Below are 13,142 nucleotides of genomic sequence, written 5' to 3'. Positions count from 1 at the left end.
GTGCGACATGTTGCAGACAACCTATCCGTACTACCTCGCCAACGAACCTGTGGCGGCCAACACCGATCTCGAAGTCACCGACAAATTCAGCGGCGAAGTCGCCACGCGCGTCGCCATGGCCGACGCGGCCGCGATCGACAAGGCGATCGGCCTCGCGGTCGATGCGATGCCGGCCATGCGAGCCTACCCGCCGTTCAAGCGCCAGGCGGTGCTCGAGCACTGCGTGAAGCGCTTTCGCGAGCGCTACGACGAACTCGCGCTCGCGCTGTGCATCGAGGCGGGCAAGCCGATCAACGATTCGAAGGGCGAAGTCACGCGTCTGATCGACACGTTCAAGGTCGCCGCGGAGGAGAGCGTGCGTATCGACGGCGAGATCGTCAATCTGCAGATTTCGCCGCGTGCGAACGGGTATCACGGCTATGTGAAGCGCGTGCCGATCGGGCCGTGCTCGTTCATCTCGCCGTTCAATTTTCCGTTGAACCTGACCGCGCACAAGGTCGCGCCGGCGATCGCGGCCGGCGTGCCGTTCGTGCTGAAGCCGGCGAGCCGCACGCCGGTCGGTGCGCTGATCATGGGCGAAATTCTCGCGGAAACCGATCTGCCGAAGGGCGCGTTTTCGATTTTGCCCGCGCATCGCGACGGCGCCGACCTGTTCACGACCGACGAGCGCTTCAAGCTGCTGTCGTTCACCGGGTCGCCCGCGGTCGGCTGGGAGTTGAAGCGCAAAGCCGGCAAGAAGAAGGTGATTCTGGAGCTGGGCGGCAACGCGGCGGCGATCGTCGACGCTGACCAGGGCGGCAAGCTCGACTACGTGGTCGACCGGCTCGCGTTCGGCGCGTTCTATCAGTCGGGGCAGAGCTGCATCGGCGTGCAGCGGATTCTCGCGCACACGAGCGTATACGACGCGCTGCGCGAGAAGCTGATCGCGAAGACGAAGTCGCTCGTGATGGGCGATCCGAAGAACGAAAAGACCTTCGTCGGGCCGATGATCTCCGAATCGGAATCGAAACGGCTCGCCGGCTGGATGGAAGGGGCGGTGCAGGCGGGCGCGCAGATCGTCGCGGGCGGCAAGGTCGACGGCGCGATGTTCGAGGCGACGCTGCTGGAAGGCGTGAAGCGCGACACCGATCTGTATCGCAAGGAGGCGTTCGGGCCGGTTGCGATACTCGAGCGCTTCGACGATTTCGAGGCGGCGCTCGCGCAGGTCAACGACAGCGACTTCGGCCTGCAGGCCGGCGTGTTCACCGATTCGCTCGCGCATGCGCATCGCGCGTGGGACGCGCTCGAAGTGGGCGGCGTCGTGATCAACGACGTGCCGTCGTTCCGCGTCGACAACATGCCGTATGGCGGCGTCAAGGATTCGGGGCTCGGGCGCGAGGGCGTGCGCTACGCGATCGAGGATATGACGGAGCTGCGGCTGATGGTGATGCGCGAGACGTGGTGAGAGGCGATCTCACGTGAGCGGGGGCGGGCGACCGTTCGCAATTGGGGCCAGTGCGGGCGCGGGGACGGCTGACAAACGCCGCGCGCCAAAGCGCCAGGCTGTCACGCCACTGTCGTCTGTGCGCACTACGCTGCGACCGAAGCAACGGCCGCGAGCCGCCAGCCAGCCAGCCGTCACGAGCGTTTTTGCTGAAGTGCTACAATGCTCGGCTTTCGGCGGGTGTTTCCGCCAGCCGGAGCCGGCCGCATTAACCGAACTCAGACGGGTCTCGCGCGGAACGACGTGGCTCCGCCTTCATCATGATGCCCTCCGCGGTCCCGACCGCTGCCGCGCGCATCGCGCCACGCGCATTTTTAGCGAAAGCCACCATGTCCGACACCGCCGTCACGCCCAGTACCGAGACTTTTGATCAATTCGGCCTCGCGCCCGACATCCTGAAAGCCGTCAAGGAATCGGGCTATACGTCGCCGACGCCGATCCAGGCTCAGGCGATCCCGGTCGTGCTGGCGGGCCGTGACGTGATGGGCGCCGCGCAGACCGGCACCGGCAAGACCGCGAGCTTCTCGCTGCCGATCATCCAGCGCCTGCTGCCGCAGGCCAGTACGAGCGCGTCGCCGGCGCGCCATCCGGTCCGCGCGCTGATCCTCACGCCGACCCGCGAACTCGCCGATCAGGTCGCCGCGAACGTGCAGGCATACGCGAAGCATACGGCGCTGCGCAGCGCGGTCGTGTTCGGCGGCGTCGACATGAATCCGCAGTCGGACCAGTTGCGCCGCGGCGTCGAAATCCTGATCGCGACGCCGGGCCGTCTGCTCGATCACGTGCAGCAGAAAAGCGCGAACCTGGGCCAGGTGCAGATGCTCGTGCTCGACGAAGCCGACCGCATGCTCGATATGGGCTTCCTGCCCGACCTGCAGCGCATCCTGAACCTGCTGCCGAAAGAACGCCAGACGCTGCTCTTTTCCGCGACGTTCTCGGGCGAAATCAAGAAGCTCGCCGCGACGTATCTGCGCAACCCGCAGACCATCGAAGTGGCGCGCAGCAACTCGACCGCGACCAATGTCACGCAGATCGTCTATGAAGTCGCCGAGGGCGACAAGACCGGCGCGGTCGTGCAGCTGATCCGCGAGCGTGGCCTGAAGCAGGTGCTCGTGTTCTGCAACAGCAAGATCGGCGCGAGCCGGCTCGCGCGCAGCCTCGAACGCGACGGCGTGGTCGCGACCGCGATTCACGGCGACCGCTCGCAGAGCGAGCGCATGCAGGCGCTCGACGCGTTCAAGCGCGGCGAAGTCGAGGCGCTCGTCGCGACGGATGTCGCCGCGCGCGGTCTCGACATCGTCGAACTGCCGACCGTGATCAACTTCGACCTGCCGTTCAACGCCGAAGACTACGTGCACCGGATCGGCCGCACGGGCCGCGCGGGCGCATCGGGCGACGCGCTGTCGCTGTGCAGCCCGAACGAGCGCAAGCAACTGGCCGACATCGAGAAGCTGATCAAGCGTCCGCTCGACTTGCAGCGCCTGACCGTCGAGGCGCCGGTGCGCCATCATCACGAGGACCGTCCGCCGCGCCGCGAGCGCAGCGAATCGCGCGACGAGCGCAGCCGCCGTCGCACGGGCGGGGCGTCGGGTTCGTATGACCGTCCGCATCATCATCGCGCGCAACCGGTCGACGATTTCTTCCTGAAGCCGTACGAGCCGTCGCCGGCATCGGTGCGCAAGATCGAGGAGACGGCCGCGTCGAACTCCGCGCCGCAAAAGACGGCGCCGAAGCGGCAACTGGCAGCGTTGCTCGGTGGCTTCGGAATGCCGAGGAAGACGCCTTCGTCGTCGTAAGACGGGCTGTCGGGTTCAGAGCTCGGGGTGCAACGCCTCGAGCGTGAAAACGGTGGGGCCGCGTGGTTCGATGTCTCGGAAAACGCAGCAGGCTTCACACGTGCGCATCATCGGGATGCGCGAATGTTCATCCGTTTTGCCCAGGCCGCGGTCGCGGCGCTGTAGAACTGCTCCAGCGTCGTGGGCGGCTCGCTTCCCAACTTCAGTCCCAGATGCCGTGCCGCCGCGCCTAGTGCTTCGAGCGGCTTGTCGCTATCGAGCGCGGTCGCGCCGTTCTGCTTGCTCAGTTTCTCGCCGTGCTCGTTCGTGACGACCGGCACATGCAGATACTCGGGCGTTGCCACACCCAGACAACGCTGCAGATAAATCTGCCGCGCCGTCGAATCCATCAGATCCGCGCCGCGCACGATGTGCGTGATGCCCGCGTCCGCATCGTCCACCACCACCGCCAGCTGATATGCCCACTGATCGTCCGCGCGGCGCAGCACGAAATCGCCGACCTCGGTCGCGAGATTTTGCGTCTGCGGACCCTGCCAGCGGTCGTCAAACGTGATCACGGCGGGCTCGCCGTCGGGCACGCGCAGGCGCCACGCGCGCGCCGGCTTGCCATGCAGACCCGTGCGGCAGGTGCCGGGGTAGGCAAGTGTGGTGTTGCGCGCGTGCGCGTGCAGCAGCGAATCGGCGATTTCCTTGCGCGTGCAGCCGCACGGATAGACGAGACCGGTCGATTTCAACTGCTCCAGCGCGTGCTGATAGCGCGCCATGCGCTGGCTTTGCCAGACCGGCGTTTCGTCCGCGCGCATGCCGAAGCGTTCGAGGGTCGCGAGGATGTCTTCGGCGGCACCCGGCACCGTGCGCGGCCCGTCGATATCTTCGACCCGCACGAGCCACGCGCCGCGCTGCGCGCGCGCGTCGAGCCAGCTCGCGAGCGCGCTGACCAGCGAGCCGAAATGCAGCGGGCCGGTCGGCGACGGCGCGAAGCGTCCGCGATAGGTCATGGTTTGGGGACGAAAGGTGCGGCGCCCGCGTCGCGGGGCACCCCGGCTGTCATTAGGCGGCGCACGCGGCCTTGCTGTCCGGATGGCACGCCGGACAGCTCTTGCCCGCGACGTACATCGGCGATTGCTGTTGCTCGGGCGTGACCACCGCGCGGCAGCCGAAGCATTGCGCGGTCGCGGTCGGTTCGAGTTGCGGATTCAGCGCGGTGCGGTAGTCGAACACGAAGCAGTCGCCGTGATAATGCGCGCCGCCCACTTCCTCGAAGTATTTGAGGATGCCGCCTTCGAGCTGGTACACGTTCTCGATGCCGACCTCCTTCATATGGATCGCGGCCTTCTCGCAGCGGATGCCGCCCGTGCAGAACGACACCACCGTCTTGCCTTCGAGATCGGCACGGTTGCTATCGATTACCCCGGGGAATTCGCTGAACTTCGTGATCCGATAGTCGAGCGCGTTCTCGAACGTGCCGACGTCGACTTCGAACGCGTTGCGCGTGTCGAGCATCACGACCGGACGGCCTTCGTCGTCGTGACCGCGGTCGAGCCAGCTCTTCAGCGTCGGCGCGTCGACGAACGGTGCGCGGCCGAGCTCGGGGCGGATCGCCGGCTTTTTCATCGTGATGATTTCGCGCTTGAGCTTGACCAGCATGCGCGTGAAGGGCTGCTTGTCCGACAGGCTTTCCTTGAACTGCAGATTCGCGAACTTGCCTTCGAACAGCGCGTCGTGGCGAATGTAGTCGATGAATGCGTCGGTGTTCTCGCGCGTGCCGGCGATGAACAGGTTGATGCCTTCCGGCGCGAGCAGGATGGTGCCGCGCAGGCCGAGCGCATTGCAGCGTTCGGTGACGAACGGGCGCCAGGCGGCGGTGTCTTCGATGGTCGCGAATTGATACGCGGCGAGATTGACGATACTCATGTGTGTTCTGCGGTAAAGATGGCCGGCGTGGCGAGGGGCGGCGGAATGTGCCGCCGCTGTTGCGCCCCGTATGAGACCCGGGGTTTGACGCGCGGGTTCGCGCGCGTTTGCCGCGCGTTTGCCGGTTAAATGGCCACGTCGAGAGAGGCGAAACCTCTATTATCCCTCAACCCGGCATTTTCCCCGACCTGGCCGAATGGCTAACGAGTTGCGCCAGCGCAAACAGCGCTCGCTCCGACCTCGTCCTGGCCGGATCGCCAACGCGCCGTTTTGACCTGAAAACCGCGGAAGGGTGGGGTTACAATGTCGCCCATGTCAGATCCCCGCTTCGTTCATCTCCGCGTTCACTCCGAATTCTCGATTGCCGACGGCATCGTGCGTCTCGACGACATCGTCGCGGCGGCGGCCAAAGACGGTCAGGGCGCGCTCGCGCTTACCGACCTCGGCAACGCGTTCGGCCTCGTCCGTTTCTACCAGGAAGCGCGTGGCAAAGGGATCAAACCCATTGCCGGCTGCGACGTCTGGATCACCAATCCTGACGACCGCGACAAGCCTTCCCGTCTGCTGCTGCTGGTCAAGGACCGCCGCGGTTACCTGAACCTCTGCGAATTGCTCAGCAAGGCCTCGCTGACGAACCAGTATCGCGGCCGCGCGGAAATCGAAGCCGGCTGGCTCGAATCCGGTCTGGGCGAAGGGCTGCTCGCGCTGTCGGGCGCGCAGCAGGGCGACATCGGTCTCGCGCTGGCGGCCGGCAACGAAGAGGCGGCGAAGCGCCACGCGCAGCATTGGGCGAAGGTGTTCCCAGGCGGCTTCTATATCGAGCTGCAGCGCTACGGCCAGCCTGGCGGCGAGCAGTACGTGCAGCAGGCGGTCGCGCTCGCGGCATCGCTGAAACTGCCGGTCGTCGCGACGCACCCGATGCAGTTCATGACGCCCGACGACTTCACAGCGCACGAAGCGCGCGTGTGTATTTCCGAAGGCGACATTCTCGCGAATCCGCGTCGTCAGAAGCGCTTCACGGCCGAGCAGTATTTCCGCACGCAACAGGAAATGGCCACGCTGTTCGCGGACATTCCTTCGGCGCTGGCGAACACGGTGCAGATCGCCAGGCGCTGCAATCTGACGCTCGAACTCGGCAAGCCGAAGCTGCCGCTCTTTCCGACGCCCGACGGCATGTCGCTCGACGACTACCTGGTGCAGCTGTCGAAAGAGGGCCTCGAAAAGCGGCTCGAACAGTTGTATCCGGACGAGGCCGAGCGCGACGCGCAACGCCCGACGTACTACCAGCGCCTCGAATTCGAGTGCGGCACGATCATCAAGATGGGCTTTCCGGGCTACTTCCTGATCGTCGCGGACTTTATCAACTGGGCCAAGAACAACGGCGTGCCGGTCGGGCCGGGCCGGGGTTCGGGCGCGGGTTCGCTGGTCGCCTATGCGCTCGGCGTGACCGATCTCGATCCGCTGCGCTACAACCTGCTGTTCGAGCGTTTCCTGAATCCGGAACGGGTGTCGATGCCCGACTTCGATATCGACTTCTGCCAGCACGGCCGCGATCGCGTGATCCAGTACGTGAAGGAGAAATACGGGGCGAACGCGGTGTCGCAGATCGCGACGTTCGGCACGATGGCGGCGAAGGCGGCGGTGCGCGACATCGGCCGCGTGCTCGATCTCGGCTACATGTTCACGGACGGCATCGCGAAGTTGATTCCGTTCAAGCCGGGCAAGCACGTGACGATCGCCGACGCGATGAAGGAAGAGCCGCTGTTGCAGGAGCGCTTCGACAACGAAGACGAAGTGCACCAACTGCTCGAACTCGCGCAGCGCGTCGAAGGCTTGACGCGTAACGTCGGCATGCACGCGGGCGGCGTGCTGATCGCGCCGGGCAAGCTGACCGATTTCTGCCCCTTGTACACGCAGGGCGACGAAAGCGGCGTCGTCAGCCAGTACGACAAGGACGACGTCGAAGCAGTCGGCCTCGTGAAGTTCGACTTTCTGGGCCTGACCACGCTGACCATTCTGGATTGGGCCGAGCGCTACATCCGCCGCCTCGATCCGTCGAAGCAGGACTGGTCGCTCGCCCAGGTGCCGCTCGACGACCCGGCGTCGTTCTCGATCCTGAAGAAAGCGAATACAGTCGCCGTGTTCCAGCTGGAAAGCCGCGGCATGCAGGGCATGCTGAAGGACGCGCAGCCCGACCGCTTCGAAGACATCATCGCGCTCGTCGCGCTGTACCGCCCGGGTCCGATGGACCTGATCCCGAGCTTCTGTGCGCGTAAGCATGGCCGCGAGGTGGTGGAATATCCGGACCCGCGCGTCGAACCTGTTCTGAAAGAGACCTACGGCATCATGGTCTACCAGGAGCAGGTGATGCAGATGGCGCAGATCATCGGCGGCTACTCGCTGGGCGGCGCCGACCTGCTGCGTCGCGCGATGGGTAAGAAAAAGCCCGAGGAAATGGCCAAGCACCGCGAAATTTTCGCGGAAGGCGCGGCCACCAACGGCCTCACGCGCGAGAAGTCCGACGAAATCTTCGACCTGATGGAGAAGTTCGCGGGCTACGGCTTCAACAAGTCGCACGCGGCCGCCTACGCGCTGCTTGCGTACTACACCGCGTGGCTGAAGGCGCACCATCCGGCCGAATTCATGGCGGCCAACATGTCGCTCGCGATGGACGACACGGACAAGGTCAAGATCCTGTTCGAAGACTGCCTCGCGAACAAGATGGCCGTGCTGCCGCCGGACGTGAACCTGTCCGCGTATCGCTTCGAGCCGGTCGCCGAAGCCGACGGCAAGCGCTCGCGCACGATCCGCTACGGTCTCGGCGCGATCAAGGGCAGCGGCCAGAACGCGATCGAAGAAATCCTGCGCGCGCGCGAGGAAGGCCGCTTCATCGACATCTTCGATTTCTGCAACCGCGTCGATCGGCGCATCGTCAATCGTCGCACGATCGAGGCGCTGATTCGCGCCGGCGCGTTCGACACGCTGCATCCGAACCGCGCGCAGCTGATCGCGTCGGTGTCGCTCGCGATGGAAGCGGCCGAGCAGGCGGCGGCGAATGCGCTGCAGGCCGGCCTGTTCGACATGGGCGACGCGCCGTCGCAAGGCCACGAACTCGTCGACGAACCGGAGTGGCCGGAAAAGCGCAAGCTGCAGGAAGAGAAGGCCGCGCTCGGTTTCTACCTGTCCGGCCATCTGTTCGATGCATACAAGGACGAAGTGCGTCGCTTCGTGCGCCAGAAGATCGGCGAACTGAAGGAAGGGCGCGACAAGCTGGTCGCGGGCGTGATCGTGTCGCTGCGCACGCAGATGACCCAGCGCGGCAAGATGCTGATCGCGCTGCTCGACGACGGCACCGGCCAGTGCGAAGTGACGGTGTTCAACGAGGTCTTCGAAGAGCACAAGCAGTTGTTCAAGGAAGACGAGCTGCTGGTCGTGCAGGGCCAGGCGCGCAACGACGCGTTCACGGGCGGCATCCGCTTCACGGTCGAAACGGTGATGGATCTCGGCCGCGCGCGCTGCCGTTACGCGGACTCGCTGAAGGTGCAGATGAACGGCAACGCGGACGCGCAGGCATTGCGCCGGGTGCTCGAAGCGCACACCGCCGGCAAGGACGAGCCGTCCGCCACAGCCACGCCGGCGGCCGCGCCGCGCGGCAATGGCGGTGGGCGTGGCGGCTTCGGCGGCGACGGCGGCCGTCAGCGTCAAGCTGTGCAGATTCCGAACGGGCTCGCCGTGCAGGTTGTTTATCGCAGCGAGCATGCGCAAGGCGAAATGCGTCTGGGCGACGCGTGGCGCGTGAAGCCGACCGATGAACTGCTCGCCGCGCTGCGCGGCGAGTTTGCGGGAAGCTCGATCGAAATCGTGTATTGAGCGAGGTCCGCGGTGTGGATGGGCCGGTGCCGCGTGTATCGGCTGGCCTTAGCGCCCGCCCGTTTTTTCCAGGCGCGCCAGCTTCAGAAACCGGTAGTACACCGTCTCCGCATTGAACAGCGCGATCATCAGCCCGGCGCGGCCATCCAGAAAACCGCGCCGCAGCAGATAAGTCCGCACGAACGCCCACAGGCCGCGCCCGAGCGCGAGGCGAATGCCGCCTTTCTGCCCGGCCTCGTAACGCTGCCGCGCGCCGGCCGTCGAATACGCGTCGAGCTTGCGCAGCACGCCCTCGTAGTCCTCGTACGAGTAGTGCATCAGCTTGCCGGTCAGGCGTTGCGCGGGCGTGTCGAACACGAGGCGCTCGTGCACGAGGTCGTCGGAGAAGCGCGCGGTGCCGCGTTTGAAGAGGCGCGGAATCCAGTCCGGATACCAGCCGCTGTGATGGACCCAGTGACCGCAGAAACTCGACAGACGATCCACCGCATAGACGTCGGCGGCGGGCGCGGCGAGCGTCGCGCGAATCGATGCGGCAAGTTCCGGCGTGACGATTTCGTCGGCGTCGAGCGACAGGATCCAGCTTGTCGTCAGGGCATCGACCGCGCGGTTCTTTTGCGGGCCGAAGCCCGGCCAGTCCGTCTGTTCGATGACGCGAGCGCCGTGCGCGCGAGCGATGTCGGCGGTGCCATCGGTGCTACCACCGTCGATCACGACGATCTGGTCGGCAAAGGCCACGGCCTGCAGGCATTCGGCCAGCCGCGCCGCCGCGTTCCGGGTGATGATGGCAACGCCAAGAGTGGTTTCTTGCATACCTGAGTTGCGTGGAGGACGAAGTGACGGAGCGGGTCGCGACCCGGCAATCGAGCAGCGAGTATACACATCTCATCCGGCCCCACACCACGGCGCCGATCCGCCAGGTGTTGCGCGCATGCCGTCGCGCGCCGAGCGCCGGCCGTCGTCTGCAACCGATTACAATGCTCTTTTTTGATATTTCACGCGGCCGCCCAATTATGCGCCGCGTGCTCGCTGTTCCGCATTTCCAGAGGATTCCTTGAGCGCAAAGCCAACGTTAAGCAAACCCATGGGTTCAGGCGATGCGTCGTCGCCGGCCGTCGTCCTGCGGCGCCTGTGGCCTTTCATCAAGCCGCTGCTGTGGGTCGTGGTCGGCGCGATCATCGCGATGGCGGTGAGCGCCGGCACCGACGCCGCCATTCCCGCGCTGCTCAAGCCGCTGCTCGACAAGGGCTTCGGCTCGCACGCAGTCGACAAGACCAAGTGGCTCGTGCCGGTCGCGGTGATCGGCCTCGCGCTGATTCGCGGCGTGTCGCAGTACGCGTCCGGCTATCTGCTCGCGTACGTGTCGAACAAGATCCTGCTCGAGCTGCGTTTGAAGATGTTCGACCGCATGATCCACACGAGCGTGGCGTTCTTCCAGCGCGAAACCGCAAGCACGGTGATCAACGCGATCGTCTTCGAGGTCAACCAGATCCTGAACGTGCTGCTGAGCGTGATGGTCACGCTCGTGCGCGACTCGCTGACGGTAGTCTTCCTGCTCGGCTATCTGTTCTATCTGAACTGGCGCCTGACGTTGATCGTCGCGGTGCTGCTGCCGGGCATCGGCTGGCTGGTCGGCAAGATCAACCGCCGGCTGCGGCGACTGAACCGCGAGCATCAGCTGCTCACCAACGAGCTGTCGTACATCGTCGAAGAAACGGTGGGCGGCTACAAGGTCGTCAAGGTGCACAACGGCGAGCAGTACGAGACGGACCGCTTCACCGAAATGAGCCGGCGCCTGCGCGGCTACGCGATGCGCATGACGGTCTCCGGTGGCCTCGCGCAGCCGTTGACTCAGTTCCTCGCGTCGATCGCGCTCGCGGTCGTGATCACGATCGCGGTGGTGCAGTCGTCGTCGGATCAGACGACGGTCGGCGGCTTCGTCGCGTTCGTCACGTCGATGCTCCTGATCATCTCGCCGCTCAAGCATCTGATGGACGTGAACCAGCCGTTGCAGCGCGGCATGACCGCGGCCGAGCTGATCTTCGGCCTGATCGACGAACCCGCCGAGCCGAAAGGCGGCGGCAAGCCGCTCGCTCGCGCGCGCGGCGAGGTCGAGTTCCGCGACGCGTCGTTCACCTACGGCACGAACTCCACGCAAAACCGTCACACGCTCGACAAGGTGTCGTTCAAGGTGGCGCCTGGCGAGATGGTCGCGCTCGCGGGTCCGTCGGGCAGCGGCAAGACCACGCTCGTGAACCTCTTGCCGCGCTTCTTCGATCCGACCGGCGGCGCGATTCTGGTCGACGGCGTCGCGCTGCCCGAGTACGACCTGCACGCGCTGCGCAGCCAGATCGCGATGGTGAGCCAGGACGTCGTGCTGTTCAACGACACCATCGCGCACAACGTTGCGTACGGTCAGGAGGTCGATGCGGAGAAGGTCAAGGCGGCGTTGCGCGCGGCGAACCTGTGGGACACCGTGCAGGCAATGCCGCAGGGCATCGAGACGCTCGTCGGCGACAACGGCATGATGCTCTCGGGCGGGCAACGCCAGCGTCTCGCGATCGCGCGCGCGATCTACAAGGACGCGCCGATCCTGATTCTCGACGAAGCGACGTCGGCGCTCGATTCCGAGTCCGAGCGCCACGTGCAGGCGGCGCTCGAAACGCTGATGAAAGGCCGCACCACGCTCGTGATCGCGCACCGGCTGTCGACGATCGAGCGCGCCGACCGCATCCTGGTGATGGAAGCGGGGCGGATCGTCGAGCGCGGCAGCCATCGCGAGCTGCTCGAGCACGACGGCTTGTACGCGCATCTGCATCGCATCCAGTTCCAGCAAAGCCCGGTTTGATCCGGCACATTGCGAACGGCGGGCGCGCGCGCTGTGCCGCGGCCCCCGCCGCTGATTCGCCTATCCAGCCCATTTTCTGCGCCGGTGTTGTGTTTAAGTTTCAATTTATTGCGCTTTTTTGGCGCTAATCGCATGCTGGCGGGCAATCACGGCCCGCCTCGCGGAAATCGACTGCCCATGTCTCACGAAGATCCGAGCAAGCCGCTCGTCTCCATCGCGCTCGCAACATACAACGGCCGCACTTATCTGCCCGAGCTGCTGGCTTCGCTCGAAGCGCAGAGCTGGCCCTATCTCGAAGTCGTGGTATCCGACGACGCCTCCAGCGACGGCACCCGCGAACTGCTCGCGTCCTATACGGGACGCGTGCCGGTGCGGCTCGTCGGCGATGGTACGCGGGCCGGCATCGTCGGCAATTTCGAGCGCGCGCTCGCCGGCTGCCGCGGCGACTACCTCGCGCTCGCCGACCAGGACGACGTCTGGGCGCCCGAGAAAGTCACCGATCTGATGCGCGAGGTGCGCCGCGTGGAAAGCGCGGGGGGCGGCGCCGCGACGCCGGCGCTCGCGTTCTGCGACATCGAGCTCGTCGACTCGACGCTGTGCTGTTTGTCGCGCTCGCTGTTCGATATCACCGCGAAGTCGCGCTGCGCGACGCGACTGCGCGATTTTCTGCTGAGCAACCATGTGCCCGGCTGCGTGATGCTCGTCAATCGCGCGACGCTCGAACGCGCGCTGCCGTTCCCGCCCGGCATCGTGATGCACGATTGGTGGCTCGCGATGGTGGTCGCGTCGTTCGGCGAGATTCGCCACGTCGCGGCGCCGCATCTGAAGTATCGGCAGCATGACGGCAACGCGGTAGGCGCGAGCGCGACCAACGAGCGCGGCGCGGCGCGCGACGAATGCGGTGCCGGGGCGGCACGACGGCGCGGCGCGAGTCGGCGGCGGCAGATCGAAGCCATCGCGGATCAGGTGCGGGTGTTCGTGCGACGCTTCGGCGCCGAGCTGCCCGTCGATGCGCGTCACGACATGTATGCCTTTTCGCGCGGTGTCGCGAGCTGGCGGGGCGCATTCGAGTTCGTGATGATCAGCCACACCGGCGAGACCTTCGTGCGCTCGGTGAAGATGCTGCGGCGCTTGCGCGCGAGCGTGCTGAGCTTCGGCGTCGAGGTGCGAAGGCCGAGTCTCGCGCGGCGCTTGCGGCAGCGGCGGGGTGCGTCGCGCGGACTTTCGTGACCCA

The 13,142-nt window shown here is 65.7% G+C and carries 8 protein-coding genes; 5 read left to right on the top strand and 3 right to left on the bottom strand.

Annotation, left to right across the window (positions count from 1 at the left end; genetic code table 11):
- Nucleotides 1–7: 7 nt before the first annotated feature.
- Nucleotides 8–1,444 carry an aldehyde dehydrogenase family protein gene (locus OKW44_RS22460; RefSeq protein WP_018419904.1) on the top strand — a complete coding sequence of 479 codons (1,437 nt, stop codon included), beginning with the start codon at nt 8–10 and terminating at the stop codon, nt 1,442–1,444.
- Between the two features lie 368 nt (nt 1,445–1,812).
- On the top strand, nt 1,813–3,279 hold the full coding sequence (locus tag OKW44_RS22455) for a DEAD/DEAH box helicase (RefSeq protein WP_026225684.1): 1,467 nt from the start codon (nt 1,813–1,815) through the stop codon (nt 3,277–3,279).
- A gap of 107 nt (nt 3,280–3,386) precedes the next feature.
- Here OKW44_RS22455 and gluQRS read toward each other — a convergent pair whose 3' ends face one another.
- Nucleotides 3,387–4,277: a tRNA glutamyl-Q(34) synthetase GluQRS gene (gene gluQRS, locus OKW44_RS22450; protein WP_018419906.1), complete on the bottom strand. Its 891-nt coding sequence runs from the start codon at nt 4,275–4,277 to the stop codon at nt 3,387–3,389.
- 52 nt (nt 4,278–4,329) lie between these two features.
- Nucleotides 4,330–5,193, bottom strand: coding sequence for a sulfurtransferase (locus tag OKW44_RS22445; protein ID WP_018419907.1), 864 nt, complete (start codon nt 5,191–5,193; stop codon nt 4,330–4,332).
- Between the two features lie 303 nt (nt 5,194–5,496).
- Here OKW44_RS22445 and dnaE point away from each other — a divergent pair, with 303 nt between their 5' ends.
- Nucleotides 5,497–9,063 carry a DNA polymerase III subunit alpha gene (gene dnaE / locus OKW44_RS22440; protein ID WP_026225685.1) on the top strand — a complete coding sequence of 1,189 codons (3,567 nt, stop codon included), beginning with the start codon at nt 5,497–5,499 and terminating at the stop codon, nt 9,061–9,063.
- Between the two features lie 48 nt (nt 9,064–9,111).
- Here dnaE and OKW44_RS22435 read toward each other — a convergent pair whose 3' ends face one another.
- Nucleotides 9,112–9,873, bottom strand: coding sequence for a glycosyltransferase family 2 protein (locus OKW44_RS22435; protein ID WP_018419909.1), 762 nt, complete (start codon nt 9,871–9,873; stop codon nt 9,112–9,114).
- Nucleotides 9,874–10,114: 241 nt separating this feature from the next.
- Here OKW44_RS22435 and msbA point away from each other — a divergent pair, with 241 nt between their 5' ends.
- Both msbA and OKW44_RS22425 read left to right on the top strand, forming a co-directional pair.
- Nucleotides 10,115–11,908: a lipid A export permease/ATP-binding protein MsbA gene (msbA, locus tag OKW44_RS22430; protein ID WP_026225686.1), complete on the top strand. Its 1,794-nt coding sequence runs from the start codon at nt 10,115–10,117 to the stop codon at nt 11,906–11,908.
- Nucleotides 11,909–12,085: 177 nt separating this feature from the next.
- Nucleotides 12,086–13,138 (top strand): glycosyltransferase family 2 protein, encoded by a 1,053-nt coding sequence (locus OKW44_RS22425; RefSeq protein ID WP_018419911.1) that lies wholly within the window; start codon nt 12,086–12,088, stop codon nt 13,136–13,138.
- Nucleotides 13,139–13,142: the final 4 nt, after the last annotated feature.

Origin of the sequence: Paraburkholderia lebeckiae (assembly GCF_050436325.1) — a bacterium.
In the GTDB taxonomy this organism is placed as follows: Bacteria; Pseudomonadota; Gammaproteobacteria; order Burkholderiales; family Burkholderiaceae; genus Paraburkholderia; species Paraburkholderia tuberum.
This window is presented reverse-complemented; position numbering and strand designations above follow the sequence as displayed.